The 21,157-nt window shown below is 68.6% G+C and carries 22 protein-coding genes; 5 read left to right on the top strand and 17 right to left on the bottom strand.

Annotated elements, in window-relative coordinates; translation table 11 throughout:
* Window positions 1-35: 35 nt before the first annotated feature.
* From DOL89_RS14040 to DOL89_RS14000, 10 genes are all read right to left on the bottom strand, one after another.
* Entirely contained in the window at window positions 36-809 is a 774-nt protein-coding gene (locus DOL89_RS14040; RefSeq protein WP_119679708.1) for an amino acid ABC transporter ATP-binding protein, read from the bottom strand.
* A 19-nt stretch (window positions 810-828) separates the two neighbouring features.
* Window positions 829-1,962 (bottom strand): amino acid ABC transporter permease, encoded by a 1,134-nt coding sequence (locus DOL89_RS14035; RefSeq protein WP_119679707.1) that lies wholly within the window; start codon window positions 1,960-1,962, stop codon window positions 829-831.
* A 3-nt stretch (window positions 1,963-1,965) separates the two neighbouring features.
* Window positions 1,966-3,165: an amino acid ABC transporter permease gene (locus DOL89_RS14030; protein WP_119679706.1), complete on the bottom strand. Its 1,200-nt coding sequence runs from the start codon at window positions 3,163-3,165 to the stop codon at window positions 1,966-1,968.
* A gap of 94 nt (window positions 3,166-3,259) precedes the next feature.
* On the bottom strand, window positions 3,260-4,303 hold the full coding sequence (locus DOL89_RS14025) for an amino acid ABC transporter substrate-binding protein (RefSeq protein ID WP_119680442.1): 1,044 nt from the start codon (window positions 4,301-4,303) through the stop codon (window positions 3,260-3,262).
* A 297-nt stretch (window positions 4,304-4,600) separates the two neighbouring features.
* Window positions 4,601-6,241: an alpha-glucosidase gene (locus DOL89_RS14020; RefSeq protein ID WP_225889806.1), complete on the bottom strand. Its 1,641-nt coding sequence runs from the start codon at window positions 6,239-6,241 to the stop codon at window positions 4,601-4,603.
* Between the two features lie 182 nt (window positions 6,242-6,423).
* Complete coding sequence (locus DOL89_RS24935) at window positions 6,424-6,588, bottom strand: hypothetical protein (RefSeq protein WP_162937521.1); 165 nt, start codon at window positions 6,586-6,588, stop codon at window positions 6,424-6,426.
* 93 nt (window positions 6,589-6,681) lie between these two features.
* Window positions 6,682-7,119, bottom strand: coding sequence for a hypothetical protein (locus DOL89_RS25380; protein WP_205574589.1), 438 nt, complete (start codon window positions 7,117-7,119; stop codon window positions 6,682-6,684).
* A gap of 67 nt (window positions 7,120-7,186) precedes the next feature.
* Window positions 7,187-8,140, bottom strand: coding sequence for a glutathione synthase (gene gshB / locus DOL89_RS14010; RefSeq protein WP_119679704.1), 954 nt, complete (start codon window positions 8,138-8,140; stop codon window positions 7,187-7,189).
* A 100-nt stretch (window positions 8,141-8,240) separates the two neighbouring features.
* The gene (locus DOL89_RS14005; protein ID WP_119680441.1) at window positions 8,241-9,098 is read right to left on the bottom strand and encodes a SirB1 family protein; all 858 of its coding nucleotides are present in this window, start codon (window positions 9,096-9,098) and stop codon (window positions 8,241-8,243) included.
* Window positions 9,099-9,228: 130 nt separating this feature from the next.
* Window positions 9,229-10,239 carry an oxygenase MpaB family protein gene (locus DOL89_RS14000; protein WP_119679703.1) on the bottom strand — a complete coding sequence of 337 codons (1,011 nt, stop codon included), beginning with the start codon at window positions 10,237-10,239 and terminating at the stop codon, window positions 9,229-9,231.
* Between the two features lie 396 nt (window positions 10,240-10,635).
* On the opposite strand from DOL89_RS14000, the gene DOL89_RS13995 reads away from it, so the two are divergent.
* Window positions 10,636-11,313 carry a TetR/AcrR family transcriptional regulator gene (locus DOL89_RS13995; protein ID WP_119679702.1) on the top strand — a complete coding sequence of 226 codons (678 nt, stop codon included), beginning with the start codon at window positions 10,636-10,638 and terminating at the stop codon, window positions 11,311-11,313.
* Window positions 11,314-11,571: 258 nt separating this feature from the next.
* Window positions 11,572-12,162, top strand: coding sequence for a nucleotidyl transferase family protein (locus DOL89_RS13990; RefSeq protein WP_162937520.1), 591 nt, complete (start codon window positions 11,572-11,574; stop codon window positions 12,160-12,162).
* A gap of 113 nt (window positions 12,163-12,275) precedes the next feature.
* Here DOL89_RS13990 and DOL89_RS13985 read toward each other — a convergent pair whose 3' ends face one another.
* Complete coding sequence (locus DOL89_RS13985; protein WP_119680440.1) at window positions 12,276-12,566, bottom strand: 4a-hydroxytetrahydrobiopterin dehydratase; 291 nt, start codon at window positions 12,564-12,566, stop codon at window positions 12,276-12,278.
* Window positions 12,567-12,661: 95 nt separating this feature from the next.
* Here DOL89_RS13985 and DOL89_RS13980 point away from each other — a divergent pair, with 95 nt between their 5' ends.
* Complete coding sequence (locus DOL89_RS13980; RefSeq protein WP_119679700.1) at window positions 12,662-13,075, top strand: metallopeptidase family protein; 414 nt, start codon at window positions 12,662-12,664, stop codon at window positions 13,073-13,075.
* 12 nt (window positions 13,076-13,087) lie between these two features.
* Here DOL89_RS13980 and DOL89_RS13975 read toward each other — a convergent pair whose 3' ends face one another.
* Window positions 13,088-13,951 (bottom strand): ion transporter, encoded by an 864-nt coding sequence (locus DOL89_RS13975; protein ID WP_119679699.1) that lies wholly within the window; start codon window positions 13,949-13,951, stop codon window positions 13,088-13,090.
* A gap of 197 nt (window positions 13,952-14,148) precedes the next feature.
* Between DOL89_RS13975 and cobB the strand changes: the two genes are divergently transcribed.
* Window positions 14,149-14,880, top strand: coding sequence for a Sir2 family NAD+-dependent deacetylase (cobB, locus tag DOL89_RS13970; RefSeq protein ID WP_119679698.1), 732 nt, complete (start codon window positions 14,149-14,151; stop codon window positions 14,878-14,880).
* A gap of 4 nt (window positions 14,881-14,884) precedes the next feature.
* Here the strand turns inward: cobB and DOL89_RS13965 are convergent, their stop codons facing one another.
* The 5 genes from DOL89_RS13965 to DOL89_RS13945 form a co-directional block, all read right to left on the bottom strand.
* Window positions 14,885-15,400: a hypothetical protein gene (locus tag DOL89_RS13965; protein WP_119679697.1), complete on the bottom strand. Its 516-nt coding sequence runs from the start codon at window positions 15,398-15,400 to the stop codon at window positions 14,885-14,887.
* Window positions 15,343-16,413, bottom strand: coding sequence for a class I SAM-dependent methyltransferase (locus DOL89_RS13960; protein ID WP_162937519.1), 1,071 nt, complete (start codon window positions 16,411-16,413; stop codon window positions 15,343-15,345). Before DOL89_RS13960 ends, DOL89_RS13965 begins: the two co-directional genes overlap by 58 nt.
* A 254-nt stretch (window positions 16,414-16,667) precedes the next feature.
* Window positions 16,668-17,570 carry a non-homologous end-joining DNA ligase gene (gene ligD, locus DOL89_RS13955; protein WP_119679695.1) on the bottom strand — a complete coding sequence of 301 codons (903 nt, stop codon included), beginning with the start codon at window positions 17,568-17,570 and terminating at the stop codon, window positions 16,668-16,670.
* A gap of 21 nt (window positions 17,571-17,591) precedes the next feature.
* The gene (locus DOL89_RS13950; RefSeq protein WP_119679694.1) at window positions 17,592-18,323 is read right to left on the bottom strand and encodes an endonuclease V; all 732 of its coding nucleotides are present in this window, start codon (window positions 18,321-18,323) and stop codon (window positions 17,592-17,594) included.
* A 62-nt stretch (window positions 18,324-18,385) separates the two neighbouring features.
* The gene (locus DOL89_RS13945; protein ID WP_119679693.1) at window positions 18,386-19,339 is read right to left on the bottom strand and encodes an AEC family transporter; all 954 of its coding nucleotides are present in this window, start codon (window positions 19,337-19,339) and stop codon (window positions 18,386-18,388) included.
* Window positions 19,340-19,665: 326 nt separating this feature from the next.
* On the opposite strand from DOL89_RS13945, the gene DOL89_RS13940 reads away from it, so the two are divergent.
* Window positions 19,666-21,153 (top strand): SulP family inorganic anion transporter, encoded by a 1,488-nt coding sequence (locus tag DOL89_RS13940; protein WP_119679692.1) that lies wholly within the window; start codon window positions 19,666-19,668, stop codon window positions 21,151-21,153.
* Window positions 21,154-21,157: the final 4 nt, after the last annotated feature.

Here is a 21,157-nt window from a genome sequence, read left to right as displayed (position 1 = left end):
AACCCCTTTCCCCGCCGGGGAGAGGGGTTGGTCTTTCAGTGGCTCAGCACCTGGCTCAGGAACAGCTTGGTGCGGTCGCTCTTCGGATTGTCGAAGAACTCCTCCGGCGGGGCCTGCTCGACGATCTCGCCGCGATCCATGAAGATCACCCGGTCGGCCACGCGGCGGGCGAAGCCCATCTCATGGGTCACGCACAGCATGGTGATGCCGGCCTCGGCCAGATCGGTCATGACGTCCAGCACCTCCTTGACCATCTCGGGGTCGAGAGCGCTGGTGGGTTCGTCGAACAGCAGGATGTTGGGGTTCATGCACAGGGCGCGGGCGATGGCGACGCGCTGCTGCTGACCGCCGGAAAGCTGGCCGGGAAACTTGTTCGCCTGCTCCGGGATGCGTACGCGCTCCAGGTACTGCAGGGCCATCCGGTCCGCCTCCGCCTTGGGCATCTTCTTCACCCAGATCGGAGCCAGCGTGCAGTTCTCCATTACCGTCAGATGGGGGAACAGGTTGAACTGCTGGAACACCATGCCGACATCGCGTCGCACTGCCTCGATGTTCTTGGAATTGTTGGTCAGCTCGATCCCGTCCACCGTGATGGTGCCGGCCTGATGCTCCTCCAGCCGGTTGATGCAGCGGATCAGGGTGGATTTGCCGGAGCCCGACGGCCCGCAGATCACGATCCGCTCCCCCTTCGCGACGACGAGGTCGATGTCGCGGAGCACATGGAACTCCCCGTACCATTTGTTGACGCCCCGAAGTTCGATCACGGGATCGCCGGCGGTGCGGTCAGGTGCGGTTTCGGCTGCGGTCATGCTGTTTCCTTTCCGTCGCTCACCGCTTGCGGCTCTTGTTGAACTCCCGCTCCAGATACATGGAGTAGCGGGACAGCGCGTAGCAGAAGGCGAAGTAGATCAGGCCGATGAAGAGATAGGCTTCCTTGTAGAAGCCGCGCCATGCCGGGTCGGTCAGGGCGGCCTTGGCAGTGGAGAGCAGGTCCAGCAGGCCGATGATGATGACCAAGCTGGTGTCCTTGAAGAAGCCGATGAAGGTGTTGACCAGCGGCGGGATCACCAGGGCCATGGCCTGGGGCAGGATGATCAGCCGCGTGCGCTGCCAGTAGCTGAGACCCAGGGCCTCCGCCGCCTCGTACTGGCCCTTCGGAATGGCCTGCAGGCCGCCGCGCACCACCTCCGCCAGATAGGCGGCGGCGAACAGGATCAGGCCGATCTGGGCGCGCAGCACCTTGTCGATGGTCATCCCCTGCGGCAGGAACAGCGGGAACATCACGCTGGCCATGAACAGGATCGAGATCAGCGGCACGCCGCGGATGGCCTCGATATAGACCACCGACAGGGCCTTCACGACGGGCAGGTTGCTGGTGCGGCCAAGGGCCAGAAGCACGCCCAGGGGAAAGGCCAGGGCCAGCCCGACCACCGACAGGGTCAGGGTCAGCGGCAGGCCGCCCCAGCGGTTGGTGTCCACATAGTCCAGCCCGAACACGCCGCCGAACATCAGCAGGGCGGCGATGCCCAGCCCGGCCCCCCAGATCAGGATCAGCGGCTTGCCCCAGAAGCGGCGGTCGGCGCTGGCCAGCAGCATGACGATCACCACCAGCATGGCCACGGTGGGCCGCCAGTGCTGCTCGTACGGGTAGGTGCCGAACAGGATGAAGCGCCACTTCTCGGCCACGAAGGCCCAGCAGGCCCCCTCGGCCGCGCGACAGACGCCGGCATCCTCCGCCGTCCATACGGCGGAGGTGAAGAGCCAGGAGACGAGGCCGGGGATCACCTGCGCCAGCAGCCAGATGATCAGGGCGGTCAGGAGGGTGTTGTACCAGGTGTTGAACAGGTTCGCCCGCAGCCAGCCCAGAACGCCGGTGGAGGCGACGGGCGGCGCCCGCCGCGGACCGGCATCGGTCTGGGCGGAGGGGTTGGGAGGAGACGCCTGATGGGCCTGCATGGTCATGGCTCAGCGCTCCTTCAGGGCGATCCTGGTATTGTACCAGTTCATCAGGAAGGACAGGGCCAGACTGATGGTCAGGAACACGGCCATGATGCTGGCCACGCCCTCGATCGCCTGTCCGGTCTGGTTGATGGTGGTGTTGGCCACCGACACGAAGTCGGGATAGCCGATGGCCACCGCCAGCGAGCTGTTCTTGGTCAGGTTCAGATACTGGCTCGTGGTGGGCGGGATGATGACGCGCAGGGCCTGCGGCAGCACCACGAGGCGCAGCACCTTGCCCTCCGACAGGCCGAGGGCGCGGGCGGCCTCCGTCTGGCCGTGGGAGACGGCCAGGATGCCGCTGCGCACGATCTCCGCGATGAAGGCGGAGGTGTAGACCACCAGACCGAACAGGAGGGCTGCGAATTCCGGCGTCAGGGTCAGGCCGCCAGTGAAGTTGAAGCCCTGGAGCGCCGGCATGTCCAGCGCCGCCCCGCCGAAGGCGATCAGCACCAGCAGCGGCAGGCCGACGACCAGACCGGTGCCGATCCAGCCCATGGGCAGCACCTGCCCGGTGCGCTGCTGGCGCGCCCGGTTCCAGCGGGACAGCAGGATCGTCGCCAGCACGCCGACGCCGAACGCCGCCATGATCCAGAACCAGGCCGGATCTTCGGCCGGCCCCGGAATCTTCAGGCCGCGGTTGGACAGGAACACGCCCGGCACAGGCTCCATCGCCTGCCGGGGGCCGGGCAGACCCTCCGTCAGCAGCCCGTACCAGAGGAAGAGCTGCAGCAGCAGCGGCACGTTACGGATCATCTCGACGAAGCCGGCGGACAGCTTCGCCACCAGCCAGTTGGTGGAAAGCCGCGCGATGCCGACCAGGGTGCCGAGGATGGTCGCCAGCACGATGCCGATCGCGGCGACCTTGAGCGTGTTCAGAAGCCCGACCAGGAAGGCGCGGGCGTAGCTGTCTGCCGGGCCGTACGCGACCAGCTGCTCACCGATCTGGAAACCGGCCGGGCGGTCCAGGAAGTCGTAGCCGGAGGAGATGGACTGGCGCGCAAGGTTCTCCATCGTGTTGGAGATCAGGTACCAGGCGATCAGACCTACCAGACCGGCAGTCAGGATCTGCCACAGGACCGACCTGACCATCGGATCGTTGAGGGAAATTCCCCGCTTCGGCGGGCCGGTGCGTACCGGCGATCTGGCCTCGGTCGCTTGCGCCATGCAGCTCGATTCCGTTGTGAACAGGACGGCAGAGATGAAAGGAACGGCCGGCCGGGCCAGGGCGTCGCGCCCATGGCCCGGCCGGCCGTCGCACTCAGCGGATCGGCATGCCGTACATCAGGCCGCCGTTGGTCCACAGCGCGTTCAGCCCGCGCTCTAGCTTCAAGGGCGTATCGGCGCCGATGTTGCGCTCGAAGACTTCCCCGTAATTGCCGACCTGCTTGACGATGCGGTAGGCCCACTGGTCATCCAGGCCAAGCGCCGTTCCCATTCCCGGCTGCGCGCCGAGCAGACGCTGGACGCTGGGATTGTCGCTCTTCGCCTTCTCGTCCACGTTCTGGCTGGTGACGCCGTACTCCTCGGCCTCGATCATGGCGTACACCGTCCACTTGACGATATCGAACCACTGGTCGTCGCCATGGCGGACCACCGGGGCCAGCGGCTCCTTGGACAGGACCTCCGGCAGGATGACGTAGTCGTCCGGATTCGGCGCGACCGAGGCGCGGATGCCCGCAAGACCGGAGATGTCGGTGGTCAGCACGTCGCAGCGGCCGGCGAAGAAGGCGGCGTTCAGCTCATCCAGCGCCTCGATCACCACCGGCTTGAACTGCATGCCGTTGGCCCGGAAATAGTCCGCCAGATTCAGCTCGGTCGTGGTGCCGGGCTGCACGCAGACGGTGGCGCCGTCCAGCTGCTTGGCGCTGGTGACGCCCAGATCCTTCCGGATCATCAGCCCCTGGCCGTCATAATAGACGACGGGGGCGAAATCCATGCCCTGGGCGTCGCGCGTCAGCGTCCAGGTGGTGTTGCGCGACAGCACGTCGATCTCGCCGGACTGCAGGGCGGTCAGGCGCTGCTGGGCGGATAGCGGCGTGTAGCGCACCTTGTTCGGGTCGCCCAGCACGGCCGCCGCGATGGCGCGGCAGACATCCACGTCCAGGCCGGTCCATTTGCCCTGGCTGTCCGGGTTGCCGAATCCCGGCAGGCCGGTGTTCACGCCGCATTGCAAGGCGCCGCGCTGCTTGATGGCGTCCAAGGTCGGCCCGGCATGGGCGGTTCCGGCCACCAGGCCGGCGGCGGTGAAGGCGGCGGCTGCGCCCAGCATGCGGAGGCCGCGGCGGATCGGTCGGTCGGTCATTATGGTCATGTCCCCTCGCTCGTCCCTGTCGGGTGCGTTCCGCCTGAACGGCGGTCGCCCGTGATTTGTTCGTGGGCAGTCTAAACATGGGAGCGCGATGCGGTACAGTCTTGATCGCCGTCCGGTGAATGCTAAACGCCCGAACGCGCTGGATTTCTCTGACCGGGGTAGGATTTCCGCTCCATCCCGGCGCTCATTGCGCCGGGAATGCCCGCACCCGCCGAAGGGGTATCGCCGACGTCCCTGTTCCCGCCATGCAGTGCGGGTCGGGCGGGGGGCGCGGGGCCTGCGTCCGGCTCAGCCCTCGCCCAGGAATACGCCCAGGGGCGGCAGGGTCAGAAGGCCGCCTTCCATGCGCGGCTCCGGCGTGCCGGGGGCCACGGGAATCTGGATCGGCCGCAGGTCGCCCGCAGGCAGGGCGCAGGCGGCGGGCTGCGTGGAGAAGTTGAAGGCGCAGACGATCCGGCTGTCGCCGCTGTCGCGGGCGAAGGACAGGACGGCGCCGTCCTCGTCCACATGGGTCAGGGCGCCCGTGGAGAGGGCGGGATGGGTGCGGCGCAGGCCCAGCGCGGCGCGCCAGACGGAGAGGGCGGAGGCGTTGCGCCGCTCCTGCACCGCCACGGCGCGGGACAGATGCGCCCGGTCCACCGGCAGCCAGGGCCGGGCGTTCTGCGGGCAGAAGCCGGCATTGGGCGCTTCCGGCGTCCAGGGCATCGGCGTGCGGCTGCCGTCGCGGCCCTTGAACTCCGGCCAGTAGTTCAGGCCGAACGGGTCGCGCAGATGCTCGTACTCCAGCTCCGCCTGCCCCAGCCCCAGCTCGTCGCCCTGATACAGGCAGATGGTGCCCGGCAGCGTCGACATCAGCACCGCCAGCAGCGCCTCGAAGCGGGCCGGGTCCGCCCCCGCCGGCCACCAGCGGCTGGCCGCCCGCTCCACATCGTGGTTGGAGAAGGACCAACAGGTATGGCCGTAGCTGTCCGCCGCCATCAGCGCGGTGCGGAAGCCCTGGGGCGTGAAGGGGCGCTTCGGCAGGTCCAGCGTGTAGGCGGAATGCAGCCCGCCGGGGGCGGTGTAGCGGGCGATGCGTTCCGCCGCGCCGGGCTGGCTGGACAGCTCGCCCAGCAGCACGCGGTCGTCATAATCGTCGGTGACCCGGCGCAGCCGTTCCAGCACGGCGCGCACATCCGCATGCATCATGTCATGGATGTGCATCTGCATGCCGAAGAGCTTGGCCGGAAACTCGTAGGGATGGGCATCGACCGGCGGGTTGCTGCGCAGGCCGGGGTCGCGGGCCAGGAAGTCGACCGCATCCACCCGGAACCCGTCCACGCCCCGGTCCAGCCAGAAGCGGGCCACATCCATCATGGCGTCGGTCAGCGCGGCGCTGCGGTAGTTCAGGGTGGGCTGCTGCGGCAGGAAATGGTGCAGATAATACTGCCGCCGCCGCGGCTCCCAGCTCCAGGCCGGGCCGCCGAACACCGACAGCCAGTTGTTGGGCGGGCTGCCATCGGGCGAAGGGTCGGCCCAGACGAACCAGTCGGCCTTGTCATTGTCCCGCGACCGGCGGCTTTCCGCGAACCAGGGATGCATCTGGCTGGTATGGCCAAGCACGAGATCCAGCAGCACCCGCATGCCCAGCCGGTGCGCCTTGGCCAGGACCCGGTCGAAGGCGGCCAGATCGCCCATGCGCGGGTCCACCGCCTTGTGGTCGGCGATGTCATAGCCGAAATCGGCCAAGGGGGAGGTGTAGAACGGGCTCAGCCAGATGGCGTCCACGCCCAGGGCGGCCACATGGTCCAGCCCTTCATACACCCCCGCCAGATCACCCCATCCGTCGCCATTCCCGTCGCGGAAGCTCAAGGGATAGATCTGATACAGCGCTGCGCCGTCCAGCCAGGAACGGCGGCCGGGCATATGGGATGCGGATGAACTCGGCACGGTCGGGGCCTCCCCTGCGGGTCGGCCTCCAACCTACCTCAAAAGAGAGGAGAGGTGCGATCGGCCGATCAGAATCCGGCCGAGCCTCTGGTGCCTCTGGTTAAGAAGGAGTGTATGGGGAGGGGGCGTCGTCCCCTCCCGCCGAGGAATATCCGGCTGGCGGCTGCGCGCCGCCCGGATGTTCAGCGCCCCGGCTTGCCGCGGGCAAAGGCCGCGGCGGCGCGCATCAGCCGCTCCATCTCGCGGATGCGCTCGGCCTGGCGGCGGATGCGCAACTCGTCGGCGCTGGGCTCGCCGCCATTGGGCATGTTGCCGGGTGTGCTGTTCGGATCGTTGCCTGCCGCCATGGTCCTGGTCCTCGCGCTCTCGTCCCTACGACCCATCCGCAACGAGGAATCAGGGCTCCGAGTTCCGCGTGCCTGTGCACGCTTTTTGCACGGTCATTGTCCTTGGGGGGCCAGGGCCAGACAATTCTCAACGATGGAGTAGCACGCCGCCGCATCGTCGGCGTCCTCGCGGTAGACCAGTTGGGCCACCCGGCCCTCGCGCAGGGTGAAGGTGGCAACGCAGCCGCTGGGTCCGCTGCCGCCGCCCAGCGGGATGCCCAGCGACAGGCCGCCGCCGATATTGCCGCCGATGCCGCCCAGCCCGACGCCGACGCTGCTGCCGCTGCGCCCGCCGCCGGTGATGTTCTGGTAGGTGAAGAACTCCGACGCTCCCGCCTGCTCGCGCCGGTTCGGAACGCCGGCGCAGGACAGAAGGGTTTCGGTCGGCATGCCGACCAAGGCCTGCTGGGCATATTGCGCCTGTTCCGCCTGACGGCTGGAACAGGCGGACAGGGCCAGGGCGGCGGCCAGGGCGATCAGCGGGGTGCGCATGACGGGACTCCTCATTGGGTTCCCAATCGAACCATGGTGGGAGCCCGCAGGTTCCGGCAGCGGCCTTTTACCTCCGCGTCGCCCGGTACCGCTCCTCGACGGCGTCCATCAGGGTGGCTTCCAGCCGGGAGCCGTCCAGGCGGTTGATCTCCTGGATGCCGGTGGGGCTGGTGACGTTGATCTCCGTCAGCCAGTCGCCGATCACGTCGATGCCGACGAAGACCAGCCCCTGCTGGCGCAGGGTGGGGCCGATGGCGGCGCAGATGTCCTTTTCCCGCGCGGTCAGGCTGGTCTTGCCGGCATTGCCGCCGGCATGGAAGTTGGCCCGCGCCTCCCCCTCCAGCGGGATGCGGCTGACCGCGCCCGCCGGCTCCCCGTCGATCAGGATGATGCGCTTGTCGCCCTTGCGGATCTCCGGCAGGTACTTCTGCACGATCACCGGCTCGCGGTAGAGCTGGGTGAAGGTCTCCAGCAGCGCGCCGAGGTTCTCGTCGTCCGGCTTCAGGTGGAACACGCCGGCCCCGCCATTGCCGAACAGCGGCTTGACGATGATGTCCTTCCACTCCGCCCGGGCCCGCAGCACCTCCTCCTTGCTGGAGGTGATGACGGTGGGCGGCATCAGCTCGGGGAAGTGGGTGACGAACAGCTTCTCCGGCGCGTTGCGCACCGCGGCCGGGTCGTTCACCACCACCGTCTTCGGATGGATGTGCTCCAGCAGGTGGGTGGCCGTGATGTAGGCCATGTCGAAGGGCGGGTCCTGGCGCATCAGCACCACGTCCATGGTGGACAGGTCCAGCGTGTCCGCCCCGCCCAGCGTGTAGTGGTCGCCCTTCTTCCGCCGCACCTCCAGCGGGCGCGCCTTGGCGTAGAGCCGGTTGCCCCGCAGCGCCATGTCGCGCGGATGGTAGTGCCAGAGCGCGTGCCCGCGGGCCTGCGCCTCCAACGCCATCATGAAGGTGCTGTCGGTTTCGATGTTGATGGACTCGATGGGGTCCATCTGGATGGCGATCTTCAGGCTCATCGCGGCGATTCCTGTGGCGCGGACGATCGGGGAAAAGACGGGAAGCCTTCCCGCCCCCGGCTGTCAAGGGCGATGACGGCGGTCACACCGGCGGCCGGGTCTAGTTCAGCCGGGTCCGCAACTGCTGCACCAGTGTCGCCGTCTGGTGCAGGAGCTGGCTGGAGGCCCCGGCCTTGGCGCCCAGATCCATGAAGGTCTCGAAGGCGGCGATGGCGCTGGTCAGGTTGCCGAGATGGGCGTTCAGCAGGCCGGATTCCCGCCACAGCGCCGGCTGGTCCGGGTAGAAGAGCAGCATGACGTCCACCACCTCCGCCGCCTTGTCGGCCCGGTCCTCGCGCAGGTGGCGGAGCTTGAGGTTGTTCTGCAGGCGCAGCAGCACCTCGCGGTTGGTGACCGGCGCGTAATGCTCCGGCGTCAACTCCGCCGTCAGGCCGGCGGTCTGCTTCAGCAGCTCCCGCAGCTCCTGCGGTTCCTTGGCGTCCAGCCCGTTGAAGGGGTCCAGGATCATCCGCTCCCCCTCATGGTCCATGCGGATCAGGAAATGGCCGGGGAAGTTCAGGCCGCGTATGTCCCAGCCCTGGGCGCGGGCGGCGTGCATGTACAGGATGCCCAACGCGACGGGCAGTCCCTTGCGCCGGTCGATCACCCGCATCAGGTTGGCGTTGGCCATGTCCTCATAGGTCAGGCTGTCGCCGCGATAATGGTAGCGGTCCACGACCACGGCGCGCAGCGCAGCAACCCGCGCTTCGAGCTGAGAGCCCGGAACGGTCGGGCTGGCGGCCATCTGGTCGGCCACGGCGGCAGCCAGATCGGCCAGATGCTGGCGGTAGGGGCCGGGCTCGGCAGCGGGGGCGTCCAGCACCGCAAGCGCCAGCGCGGCTTCGGCCAAGTCGATCTGATCGTCGGGAAGGGACCCGGTGGTGCGCAGCAGCTCCAGGGCCTTCTGGCGGGTGTTCACGGCTCGGGCTCCCTTGTCCCGGGACGGGCGGAAGGTGGTGGGGTCCAGCGTGGGCTGGACCGACATAGCGCAGGTCGAAGGGGGGTGTCGAGGGGGATGGCGTATACGCCATCCTGGCTGGGCGCGGCTCTCAAATGGCCGGCCTCCCGATCCAGGCGCGGTTCAAAAGGCGTGTATAGGGGGCGGGCCGCTCCCGCCCTGCCAGCCGGCCCGCCGCCTCCCGGTAAGGGCCGACATGGCGCAATGCCGTCGGCAGCAGGGGATAGGAGCGGCGGATGAGGAACAGGACCCGCTTCGCCCGCCGTTCCTGCCGCGGCCCCCAGGCAAGGCCGAACCCGTCGCGGAGTGCGGGCGGCATCGTCATGGCGGTCAGGTCCAGATACCAACCCGGCAGCCGCATCCAGGGGCTGCCGCCGGAAAACAGGGTCCAGGCCACATGGCGGGCGGCCCGGGTCACCGTCAGCTCCGGCCCGCCCCAGAGATTGCGGCAGGAATCCTGGAACCCCGCCCAGTCGTCGGGCAGGCTATCCGCCGGGATGCCGAACAGCAGCCCGAAACGGCGGTTCTCCTGCCAGTACCGCTCCCGCACCGCCGGGTCGAGCGGCGGCAGCACCATGTCGTGGACCCTGAGGGCGGTATCCGCCAGCGTGGCATGCACCCAGGCCAGGGCATCTGTGCGGTTCGCCTGATAGGCGCTGCCGGGGGCGAAGCCGCCCCCTCCCTCCGCCAGCGTGCCGGTCACGGCTCCGTGTCGGCGGTGCAGCCGGCGGGCGGCGGTCAGCGCTTGGTCCGTCGTGCCGAACACCATCGCATAGACATGGCCGAAGGTGCGGTGGAAGCGGCCCAGCGGGTCCTGCAGCGCCACCGAATGCTCAGCCACGCCCTCCGCCACCCAGGGATGGGCGAGCTGGAGCAGCAGGGCGCGGGCCGCGCCCAGGAACACCAGCGCCTCCCGGTCCACCTGCCAGAGGGCGCTGCCGGGGCCGAACAGGCCGGCGCGCCCATCCCTCGCCCCGCCTGGGGAGGAGGCCACGGCCTCCGTCAGGCAGGCCTCCAGCGTCTCCGCGGTGACCGGCGCGCCGAGGGGGGCGGACGGCGGGTGGCCTGCCCCTGGAAGCTCGGAAGATGGCGCGTGCGGCATCGGCGATCCGGTTAGCGGCAACTGGCAGTCGGCTCATCCCCTTGTCAGGAGAACCGGCATCATCCTGGAGGCGGCGCAAAGGGGGCGCAACCCCGCCGCTCGTCGGGAACGTCATAGCCCCCTTGGCCGGTGCCTTTCGTCCGGGTCCCGCGAAACCGGCGGGCCGTCCGGACTGTTGTCGAAGAACAGCGACCATGGGAACTGACGGGCGTGGCAGTGCCGCGCCCGTCTTTTTGTCGATGGCCAGTAATGGCGCCGCCAGCAGCACAGAATTTCTGCATCATGGCTTAAATTGCCGGAAGCATTAACACCATGTTGCGAGCATCTCTGCTGGACGTATAATCGGCCTGTGAAGCGGCGAAGCAACGCCGCCCTCCGGTTGGGATATGCGGGGTCATGGAAAGTAAAGCCGCCGGCAGCCGTGTGCGGCAGACCCGGAAAAGCATCGCGACCCGCAGCAGGGTGATCGATGCCGCCATCGCGTGTTTTCTTGAACTCGGCTATTACCGCACAAATACATCTGAAATTGCAAAACGCGCGCGCATCACCCGCGGCGCCGTCCAGTATTATTTCCCGACCACGGGCGACGTGCTGAAGGCCACGGCCGAGTATATCGTCGAACGCATCATGGCGGACTGGGAGCACCGGCTCGGCGACATGCCGCCGGACGCGGACCCGTTCGACTTCGCCATCGACCTGATGTGCGAGATCGCGCAGGGCCCGTTCTGGACCGCCTGGCGGGAGCTGGAGGCGGCGGCGCGCACCGATGCGGAACTGCGCGCCATCCTGGACCCTGTCTCCGCCGCCCTGTCCGACCGGCAGGGCCGGCTGGCATCCAGCGTGTTCAGCGAGCTGAGCAGCGCCGACCCGGATCTGTTCGATCTGTGCCGGCTAATGAACTGGTACTTCATCCAGGCCCTGTCCACGACGCCGCATGCGGCCAGCGGGCCGGCGGACAAGCAGCGTCTGGTCGCGGGATTGAAGAACCTGATGCACAGGATATGGAACCTTCCGCGCTCCGGAACCGGCGCCGCCGGCCGGTCCGTACCTGCCCTGCCGGAAGCGAATGGCTGATCGGCGTCACGCGGGCGCTTTACAGCCGCCCCGACTCCGTGTAGAGAGGAAGATGAGATAAGGAGTTGCGCTGTGGCACGTTCCAGCTTCGCATTCGTGTCGTTTTATGGGTGGACCACCGACTTGGCGGCCCACCGTTCGCGCATCTCCTAAGACGAACCAAGGGCCGCCGGCGAAAGTCGGTGGTCCTGGTCGCGAGCCTCTCTCCCGCGAAACAGCCCCGACGATCACCGGCCCCTTCAACCCAGGGGTCAGATCATGTCGCAGGTTACTTCCTCTTCCTCCCGCAGCGCCGCTCCGGTGCTGATCCGCGTTTCAGCCCAGCCGCGTCTGTCGCTGCTGCCGACGCTCCGCGCCGCCATCGCCCGCGCCCGGCGCGAGGGCGGGCAGGTGGCCGTGGCCGCCATGCCCGGCGCGCCCGAGGGAGCGAAGCATCATGTGGAGACGGCGCTGCTGGCGCTGGGCCTTCCCGCCGACCGGCTGCATGCCGGCGATCTTCCGTCCGTGAGCCGCACCTCCGCCGCCCCGCCCGCCGAGGCGGCGCTGCTGGACGGGCTGGCGCTGTTCCCCACGGCCGACGAGGTGCAGGGCTGGGTGGCGAAGCTGCCCGCCGATGGCCGTCAGGCCGGTGAGCCGAAGGACCCGGACTCCTCCCCCATCTTCCACGCCTACGCCCTGTTGGCCGACCCGATGCGGCTGGAGACCATGCGGCTGCGCTATCACGGCGGCATCAGCTGGGAGGATGCGCGCATGGCCCTGGTGCAGATCATCCTGCGCGCCACTGCCGAGCCTGCCCGTCGTCAGGCCGATCTGGCTGCCGCGGCTTCCCCCCTGAAGACGGCGGTCTGATGCGGGCGGAAGCGCTGCCGGGCGGACGGACGGGTCACGGTCCGTCGCTTCCGTCTGTCATTCCGGCCCTGACGGGGATGATGGATGGTGACGGAGAATCGGCGGCTCCACGGTCAGCCGGCGATGCTGTCCATGAACCGGGCCATGCGCACGTCCAGCTCGGTCAGTCCGTTGGCGTCATGGGTGCTCAAGGTGACTTCGACGCGGTTGTAGACATTGAACCACTCCGGATGGTGGTCCATCTTCTCCGCCAGCAGGGCCACGCGGCTCATGAAGCCGAAGGCGGCGTTGAAGTCCTTGAAGGTGAAGGTTCTGGAAATGGCGTCCCGTCCCTCTGTCACCGTCCAGCCGGACAGCTCGGACAGGGCCTGGGCGCGCGTCGCCTCGTCGAGTTTCGTGGCCATCTGATTCCCCCCCAATCGAATTGCATTCTTGCCGGCCTTGAACTGGCCGGGATAAGGCGTCACGTCAAGCCATCATGATCCTTGGACATTCCCGTATGACATCCCTGCGCCGCTTCACCACCGCCCCCACGATCGAGGAGTTCGAGGCCATTGCCGCCCGCGCCTTCGACACCATCCCGGAGGAGCTGCGCCGTCATGTCGGCAATGTGGTCATCCAGGTGGAGGAATTTCCCGACGAAGAGACCGAGCAGGAGATGAAGCTGGAGAGCCCGTTCGACATACTGGGCCTCTATCGCGGGATCGGGCTGCCCTTCCAGAGCATGACCCAGCCCCATCCGGAACCGGAGATGATCTATCTCTACCGCCGGCCCATCCTGGATTACTGGTGCGAGACCGGGGAAGAGCTGACCGACGTGATCCGCCATGTGCTGATCCATGAGATCGGCCACCATTTCGGTTTCAGCGACGACGACATGGAGGCGCTGGAGCAGCAGGCGGAGGAGGATTGAGCCGGCGGGCGCTCAGCCCCGCTTCTCCAGCACCGCCCGCAGCGCCGCCAGATCGGCCCTCAACCCGCGCAGCTCGTCGGCCATGCTCTCCCGCTCGGCGCGGGCCTTGTCCTCCCGCGCTTCCGCCTCCGCCTTGCTGTCGGCATCGTGCAGCGCCTGCATGGAGTTGACGATGATGGCGATGAACAGGTTCAGCACGGCGAAGGTCACCAGCACGATGAAGGGTATGAAGAACACCCAGGCATAGGGGTAGATCTCCATCACCGGGCGGACGATGCCCATGGACCAGCTTTCCAGGGTCATCACCTGGAACAGGGTGTACATGGACCGGCCGATGGTGCCGAACCAGTCGGGGAAGCTGGCCGCGAACAGCTTGGTCGCCAGCACGGCGGAGACATAGTAGATCAGCGCCAGCACGGCGATGATCGCCCCCATGCCCGGCAGCGCCCCGAACAGCGCCTGGATAACCGCCCGCATCTGCGGCACGACGGAGAGTAGCCGTAGGACCCGCAGGATGCGCAGGGCGCGCAGCACCGACAGGTTCCCGCCCCAGCCTACCCCGACCAGCGGCGCCAGACTCACCGCCACGATGGCGAAGTCGAAATTGTTCCAGCCCTGGCGGAAGAAGCCCAGCCGGTAGACCCAGAGCTTCAGCGCAAGCTCCACCACGAAAATGGCGAGGGCCAGCCTGTCGAGCGTTATCAGCAGCGGCCCCATGGCCGCCATCGCGCTTTCCGACGTCTCCAGCCCCAGCGTGACCGCATTGACCAGGATGACGGCGATGATGAAGCGCTGGAACCCTGCCGATTCGACCAGGCGTTGGAGCGGGCTCTGGACGCGGCGGGAGGCGGAGGAGGAGGCGACGGTGTCGGTCATGGTCAACCCTTGCTGCAGCGCCCATGAGAAAAGAAGCGTCCGGCCCACCTTCAAGGGCCGGCTGAAAAGATCGGGGATGCGGGTCGGGAGCTAATGATGGCGACGCCAGCGGCGCTGCCGCTGTTGGAGGGCGGCTTGACCTCGCCCCCGGGCTTGCCCTACCTGCCCCTTGCAACCGACAGGACAGAGCCGATCCCATGCCCACCAACATCCGCCTGCCCCGCGACGCCCGCATCGTGATCCTGACCGGTGCGGGGATCAGCCGGGAATCCGGGCTGCACACCTTCCGCGACGCCGACGGCATCTGGGCCAAGGTGAGGCTGGAGGATGTGGCGACGCCGGAGGCCTTCGTGCGCGATCCGGCGCAGGTCCAGGCCTTCTACAATACGCGGCGGCGCGACCTGCAGGACCGGAATGTCCAGCCCAACGCCGCCCATGCCGCCCTGGCCCGGCTGGAGCGGGAGTGGCGGGGGGAGGTGCTGCTGGTCACCCAGAACATCGACGACCTGCATGAACGCGGCGGCAGCCGCCACCCGCTCCACATGCATGGGGAGCTGCTGAAGGCCCGGTGCCAGTACTGCGACCATGTGGTGGAGGAGCGCGGGGACCTGTCGGTGGAGAGCGCCTGCCCCCATTGCGGCCTGCCCGGCGGCATGCGCCCCCATGTGGTCTGGTTCGGGGAGATGCCGCTGGAGATGGAGCGGATCTACGGCGCGCTGGCGGAGTGCGACCTGTTCGTGTCCATCGGCACCTCCGGCAATGTCTACCCCGCCGCCGGCTTCGTGGCGGAGGCCAGGGCGCACGGGGCGCATACGGTGGAGCTGAACCTGGAGCCGTCGGACGGGGCGCGGGCCTTCGCCGAGGGGCATTACGGCCCGGCGACGGAGGTGGTGCCCGCCTTCGTGGACGCCCTGCTGCAACAGGGCTGAGTGGTCAGGCGGCGCCCAGCGCCTGGAGCACCGGCAGCCGCTCCCGCCCGAAGCGGTGCCAGCGGTCCCCCAGCTCCTCGAGATTATCGGCCGCGCTGGACAGCAGCCGCCCGTCGCGCACCAGCCGCTCCCCCCGGCCGGACAGCACGCTCCAGGCGAAGGCCACCGGATCGCTCTCCTGCCGCAGGGCCAGCAGGAACAGCCGCTCCACCCGTTCGGTCTCCACCCCGCTGCCCAGCACGGGGGCGGCCAGGGCGGAGATGGTGTCGCCGCCCCGCGCAAGCTCCAGCACATGGGCGTTGAAGGCGGATGCGGTCGCGGTCGAGTGCGGCGTTCCGACAGCGGGGGCGGCGAGGTTCAGGGCGGCCAGGGCGACCAGCGCCTCCGCCACCTCCTCCGCGCTGCGGCCTGTGGATGGGGCGAGGCTGGCGGCGCTGCGCGGGGCCTCTGCCAGACTTTCCATCAGGCGGAGGCAGAGATCACGGTCCAGGGCGAACTCCCCCTGCGGCAGCCGGGCCATGCCGGGCACGCGGTGGGCGGGGGCCAGGGCGGCGAAGGGGATGTCGAACAGGGCAGGGGCGGGGCCTGGCGCTGGGCGCGCACCGGCGGCAGGCCGCTGGCGTTCATCTCCTCCGCCTTGGTGAACAGGTCGCGGCGGAAGGGCTGGTTGGTCAGGAAGTCGCGCACCGTCTCCCGCAGAAGGGGATCGCCGACCTCCCGCAGCAGGGCATGGCGTTCGGGCGGCAGCGCCCTGTGGTCCAGATGGTCGGAGGGCAGGGCCGGGGCGGCGAAGGCGAGCCCTGCCCTTGCCAGCTCCCCCGCCGCCTCGCTGAAATGCTGCGGGTCCCAGTGGCGGTTGAAATACTCATGCGCCAGATAGCCGGCGGGCCGGCCCTTGAGGTCGCCTAGCCGGTCCAGCGCCGTGGGTGTCGCGGCGAAATAGCCTCCGCCCGCGGCGGCCACCCTTCCCGCGAAGTCCAGCGCCCGCCCGATCTGCTCCGCCAGGGGTCCCGCATCCTGGTCCACATGCGCCTTCATCAGATGGCGCAACGGCAGATGGTGGGACCAGCCCGGCAAGGCGTTGTAGCTGACATAGACCACCCCGCCGGGCTTCAGCCTTCGGCGGATGAACTCCACCACCAGCCCCCGGTTCTCCGCCCCCACCCAGCTCCAGACGCCATGCAGGGCGATCACGTCCATGGGCGGCAGCGGGGCCTCCAGATAGCTGGCGAAGCTGTCGGCGGTGACGTGCAGGTTCGCGGCCCCCGCCGCCGCGGCAAGGCTGCGGGCGGTCTCCACATGGGCGGGCAGGATGTCGTTGCCGTAGAAGCGGCCCTGGGGATGGCAGGCGGCCAGCAAGGCAAGGTTCACCCCCTGTCCGAACCCCAGCTCGCACCAGGTGAAGGGGCGGGAGAAATCCGGCGGCTCCACCCCGCGCAGGGCCAGGGCCAATGGCACCGGCCCTGGGGCCATCTGGGCGTGGAAGCCGTGGGTATAGGCGATCTCGGTGACATAGCCGCCGGCGTCGGTCATGGGTGGGCTCATGGGGAAGGGGCGGCGGAGAGTAGCATGGAAGTGCAGTGGGAGGCCGCCACAGCCTCGCTTTCAGACAAGCGCAGGGCGAGGCTGTGGCTAGCGGTCAGGCATGAGGGTGCAAGGCGACCAATGCAGATGATATCGCCGGATCGCGTGCAGGCGTAGGTCGGACGGGCGATGCCCGGCCGACATCGGTGGGCACGGTATCCGCAGACACGGAAGAATGTCGGCCACGCGTTCGCGTGACCGGCCTACGACAGTTTGCGTGCGGCGTTCTTCCAGCCGGCCCAGGGGTCGGAGCCGCGCGACTTCAGATGGTCCGGCAGGGTCGCGACGCCCACCGTGGGCTTCCTGTCCCTCAGATCGTCCCAGGCCATGGGCAGGGCGACGGGGGCGCCTTCGCGGGCGCGGGGGCTGTAGGGGGCGACGGCGGTGGCGCCGAAGCCGTTGCGCAGCCAGTCCACATAGATGCGGCCCTTGCGCCCGGCCTTCGATGCCGTGGCGGTGAAGCGGTCCGGCTGCTCCGCCTCCAGGCTGCGGGCCAGCCCCTCCGACAGGGCGCGGGCCCGGTCCCAGTCGGCGCCGGGGGCGAGGGGGGCGGTGACGTGCAGGCCCTTGCCGCCGGTCCACATCAGGAAGGGCTCCAGCCCCGCCGCCTGCATCCGGCCGCGCATCAGCCGGGCGGCGTCCGCCACCTCCGCCCACGCCACATCCTCGCCGGGGTCGAGGTCCAGCACCAGCCGGTCCGGCTGCTCCAGGTCGGGGGCGGCGGCGCCGAACAGATGCACCTCCAGCACGCCGATCTGGGCCAGCGCCACCAGCCCGGCCACGTCCGTGGCCATGGGATAGGGCTGGGCGGCCCCGTTCCGCTCCCGCACCTCCATCGTCGCGACGGCGGGGTGCAGGCCGGCGCGGGCGTGCTTCTGGATGAAGCAGAAGCTCTGCCGCCCGCGCGGGCAGCGCATCAAGGTCAAGGGGCGGTTCGCGATATGGGGCAGGGCAAGCCCGGCCACCCGCACCCAGTGTTCGGCGAGGTCCTGCTTGGTCACGCCCTGGCCGGGCCAGAGCACCTTGTCGGGGCTGGAGAGGTCGATGCCGGCGATGGTGACGCCGGCCTCTTCCTTCTCCGTCTGTTTGCGGGCGGTTCTGGGCATGGGAAAAGAACCCGTACGGGCTCACTCCGGTTCCGCGCCGCCCTCCTCCAGCCAGCGGCGGCGGAAGGCGTTGGCGGCCTCATGCGCCTGCCGGGTGGGTTCGGGCAGGCGGTAGCGGGGGGACAGGCGCAGGGCCCATTCCACCGCCTCCCCCTCCGTCACGCGCTGGCCGATGGAGATGAAGACGGGGTTCACCCGGTTCTTGGTGCGCAGCACGGTGCCGATGTCCCGGTTCTTCCAGCGCAACGGCACCGTGCTGCCGCGCGCCTCCCCCAGCTCGGCCACGGGCTTGCCGACCAGGATGCTCTTGGCGACGCCGAAGCAGGGACGGTCCAGCAGCACGCCCAGATGTGCGGCGATGCCCAGCCCGCGGGGATGGCTGACCCCGTGCCCGTCCACCATCACCAGGTCGGGCGGGGTGGAGAGGTCGGCGAAGGCGGCCAGCAGGGCCGGCACCTCGCGGAAGCCGAGATAGCCCGGCACATAGGGCATGGGGGCGCGGCGCAGGGCGGTCGCCACCTCCCGTATCCTCATGGTCTCCGCATCCAGCAGCACGACGGCGGCGAAGATCAGGCCGCGGGGATCGCGCGGGAACTGGCTGACATCCACCCCGGCCACGGTGCGCACCGGCCCGGCCAGCGGCTCCGCCCGCACCTTCTCCGCCAGCAGGCGCTGCACGGTGCCGGCGGCTTTGAGGTCGGGCGGGGCGAGCCAGTCGGGGGATGGTCGGGGATCTGCATGGGAACGGGACAACAGGCGGGAAGGGCTTCCTGTCCCGCCCCCGGCCCGCCCCCCAGCCCGCCCTCGGCCCGGCGTCAGCTTGGCGTCAGGGGCAGTATCCAGGTGAGCACGGCGGTGAGGGTGGCGACGCTGGCGATGGTGGAGACCAGGATGACGGTGGAGGTGTGCTCCATCTCCAGTTCGTAGCGCTGGGCCACGACGAAGGTGAGCGCGCCGGTCGGCAGTGCCGCCAGCAGGATGCAGCTTCCGGCCCAGAAGGGCGGAAGCGGCCAGACCCATTGGATCAGCGCCCAGGCGATCAGAGGCTGCACCGCCAGCTTCAGCACCGTCAGCAGGATCACGTCCGGTTCCAGCACCCCGCGCAGGGGGCGGCCGGCCAGGAACAGTCCAATGGCGAACAGGGCGCAGGGGCTGGCGGCACTGCCCAGCAGATCGCCCAGCGTGACCAGGGCGCGCGGCAAGGGCAGGCCCAGCAGGGGCACCATCAGCCCGACCAGCGGCGACATCACCAGCGGGTTCTTCACCAGCGACTTCGCCACATTGCCAAGCGCCGTGCCCAGCCCCTGCCCATGGGCGCGCGCCGCCTCGATCCCCGTCACGGCGACGCCGATCACTAGGCTGGAGATCAGGATGGTCGCCAGGATCACCGGGGCCAGCCCGTTCTGGCCGAAGGCGGCCAGGAACAGGGGGATGCCCATGTAGCCGGTGTTGGAAAAGCTGGCGTTCAGCCCGTGCTGCACCAGGGAATCCGCCGGCGTGCCGCGGGCGAACAGCTTCACGATCACGATGGCCAGCCCGGCGGTGGCGAACAGGCTGGTCAGGAAGACGGCCATGAAGGGGCCGTTCAGTATGTCCTGGAGCGGGGCGCGCGCCATGCCCAGGAACAGCAGCGGCGGCAGGGCGAACCAGTAGACGAAGGTGTTCAGCGCCAAGGCCGCATCGGTGCCCATCAGCTTCGCCCGGCCGGCCAGCACGCCGCACAGCATGATGGCGAAGACGGGCAGGGCGACATCGATCAGGGCGGACATGGCGGTTCCAGGTTGGGCGGGTACGCGATCCTAGCCCAGCCGCAGTGCACAAGCCATGCGGCAGGGTGATGGAACGGGCGCTGAACCATTCCTTCGGTGCATTTCGGTATCCCGATGCCGGGAATTGCATCGGAAGCGGCAGCTCTGCTACAAAGGGTGCCATGCTGCATTGCAATACGCCGCCTTGACTGCCCGCCGCTAAGCCGGCCCGGCGCCCGATCCAGGGGCATCCGGCAGCATTTCCATGTAGAATTCCACTCCCGTGGTCTGCAGGTGCCCGTTTGGCAAGGCACATCCACGGCTACCATTCTATCCAGGAACACCCAATGGCTTTCGACGTCCAGCGGCTGCGCGCCGAATGGTTCGGCAATCCGCGGGGAGACATCCTCGCGGGTCTCGTTGTCGCTCTCGCTTTGATTCCGGAGGCGATCGCCTTTTCCATCATCGCCGGGGTCGATCCCAAGGTCGGCCTCTACGCCTCCTTCTCCATCGCCGTGATCATCGCCTTCGCCGGCGGCCGGCCGGGCATGATCTCGGCGGCGACGGGGGCCATGGCCCTGCTGATGGTCGATCTGGTGCGGGAACATGGCGTCGAGTACCTGTTCGCCGCCACGGTGCTGACCGGCATTCTCCAGGTGATCGCGGGATTTCTGCGCCTGGGTGCTTTGATGCGCTTCGTCTCCCGCTCGGTGATGACCGGGTTCGTCAACGCGCTCGCCATCCTGATCTTCATGGCGCAGCTCCCGGAACTGGTGAACGTCCCCTCCCTCACCTATGTGATGGTCGCGGCGGGGCTGGCGATCATCTATCTGCTGCCGCTGGTGACCAAGGCGGTGCCGTCCCCGCTGGTCTGCATCGTGGTGCTGACGGCCGTTTCCATCGGCTTCGGCCTCGATCTCCGCACCGTCGGCGACATGGGTGAGCTGCCCTCCGCCCTGCCGTCCTTCCTGATCCCGGACGTGCCGCTGAATTTCGAGACGCTGGCCATCATCTTCCCCTACGCGCTGACGATGATGGTCGTGGGCCTGCTGGAATCGCTGATGACGGCGCAGATCGTCGACGATCTGACGGATACGCCCAGCAACAAGAACCGCGAGTGCGTGGGCCAGGGCGTCGCCAACTTCGCCACCGGCTTCCTGGGCGGCATGGCGGGCTGCGCCATGATCGGCCAGTCGGTGATCAATGTGAAATCCGGCGGCCGTGGCCGGCTTTCCACCTTCGTGGCCGGTTCGGTTCTGCTGTTCATGATCGTGGTGCTGGGCGACTGGGTGCGGCAGATTCCCATGGCGGCCCTGGTGGCCGTGATGATCATGGTGTCCATCGGCACCTTCAGCTGGGCGTCGCTGAGGGACCTCAGGACCAATCCCAAGCGCTCCTCCGTGGTCATGCTGGCCACCGTGGTCGTGGTTGTCTTCACCCATGATCTGGCCCAGGGCGTGCTGGTCGGGGTGCTGCTGTCCGGCATCTTCTTCGCCTCCAAGGTGGCGCAGCTCTTCCGCGTCACCTCCGCCCTGTCCGAGGATGGGCGGGAGCGCACCTATATCGTCGAGGGGCAGGTCTTCTTCGCCTCCGCCGCCGATTTCGCCGCCGCCTTCGACCATAAGGAGGCGCTGGAGAAGGTCCGGATCGATGTCAGCCGCGCCCATATCTGGGACCTGTCCGGCGTTGGCGCCCTGGACATGGCCGTGCTGAAATTCCGCCGGGACGGTGCGGAGGTGGAGATCATCGGCCTGAACGAAGCGAGCGCCACCTTGCTGGACAAGCTCGCCATCCACGACAAGCCCGGCGCCATGGAGCGCCTGATGGGGCATTGAGGGA

Origin of the sequence: Indioceanicola profundi, from assembly GCF_003568845.1 — a bacterium.
GTDB lineage: Bacteria > Pseudomonadota > Alphaproteobacteria > Azospirillales > Azospirillaceae > Indioceanicola > Indioceanicola profundi.
This window is presented reverse-complemented; position numbering and strand designations above follow the sequence as displayed.

What these genes read in the sequence shown, in the direction of transcription:
- DOL89_RS14025 (WP_119680442.1), bottom strand. Translation starts at nt 4,303, where the DNA reads ATGACCGACCGACCGATCCGCCGCGGCCTCCGCATGCTGGGCGCAGCC.
- DOL89_RS13995 (WP_119679702.1), top strand. Translation starts at nt 10,636, where the DNA reads ATGGAAAGTAAAGCCGCCGGCAGCCGTGTGCGGCAGACCCGGAAAAGC.
- DOL89_RS13990 (WP_162937520.1), top strand. Translation starts at nt 11,572, where the DNA reads ATGTCGCAGGTTACTTCCTCTTCCTCCCGCAGCGCCGCTCCGGTGCTG.
- DOL89_RS13975 (WP_119679699.1), bottom strand. Translation starts at nt 13,951, where the DNA reads ATGACCGACACCGTCGCCTCCTCCTCCGCCTCCCGCCGCGTCCAGAGC.
- DOL89_RS13960 (WP_162937519.1), bottom strand. Translation starts at nt 16,413, where the DNA reads ATGACCGACGCCGGCGGCTATGTCACCGAGATCGCCTATACCCACGGC.
- DOL89_RS25380 (WP_205574589.1), bottom strand. Translation starts at nt 7,119, where the DNA reads ATGCGCACCCCGCTGATCGCCCTGGCCGCCGCCCTGGCCCTGTCCGCC.
- DOL89_RS14030 (WP_119679706.1), bottom strand. Translation starts at nt 3,165, where the DNA reads ATGGCGCAAGCGACCGAGGCCAGATCGCCGGTACGCACCGGCCCGCCG.
- ligD (WP_119679695.1), bottom strand. Translation starts at nt 17,570, where the DNA reads ATGCCCAGAACCGCCCGCAAACAGACGGAGAAGGAAGAGGCCGGCGTC.
- gshB (WP_119679704.1), bottom strand. Translation starts at nt 8,140, where the DNA reads ATGAGCCTGAAGATCGCCATCCAGATGGACCCCATCGAGTCCATCAAC.
- DOL89_RS14000 (WP_119679703.1), bottom strand. Translation starts at nt 10,239, where the DNA reads ATGCCGCACGCGCCATCTTCCGAGCTTCCAGGGGCAGGCCACCCGCCG.
- DOL89_RS13965 (WP_119679697.1), bottom strand. Translation starts at nt 15,400, where the DNA reads ATGGCCCGGCTGCCGCAGGGGGAGTTCGCCCTGGACCGTGATCTCTGC.
- DOL89_RS13980 (WP_119679700.1), top strand. Translation starts at nt 12,662, where the DNA reads ATGACATCCCTGCGCCGCTTCACCACCGCCCCCACGATCGAGGAGTTC.
- DOL89_RS14040 (WP_119679708.1), bottom strand. Translation starts at nt 809, where the DNA reads ATGACCGCAGCCGAAACCGCACCTGACCGCACCGCCGGCGATCCCGTG.
- DOL89_RS13985 (WP_119680440.1), bottom strand. Translation starts at nt 12,566, where the DNA reads ATGGCCACGAAACTCGACGAGGCGACGCGCGCCCAGGCCCTGTCCGAG.
- DOL89_RS14035 (WP_119679707.1), bottom strand. Translation starts at nt 1,962, where the DNA reads ATGACCATGCAGGCCCATCAGGCGTCTCCTCCCAACCCCTCCGCCCAG.
- DOL89_RS24935 (WP_162937521.1), bottom strand. Translation starts at nt 6,588, where the DNA reads ATGGCGGCAGGCAACGATCCGAACAGCACACCCGGCAACATGCCCAAT.
- DOL89_RS13945 (WP_119679693.1), bottom strand. Translation starts at nt 19,339, where the DNA reads ATGTCCGCCCTGATCGATGTCGCCCTGCCCGTCTTCGCCATCATGCTG.
- cobB (WP_119679698.1), top strand. Translation starts at nt 14,149, where the DNA reads ATGCCCACCAACATCCGCCTGCCCCGCGACGCCCGCATCGTGATCCTG.
- DOL89_RS13940 (WP_119679692.1), top strand. Translation starts at nt 19,666, where the DNA reads ATGGCTTTCGACGTCCAGCGGCTGCGCGCCGAATGGTTCGGCAATCCG.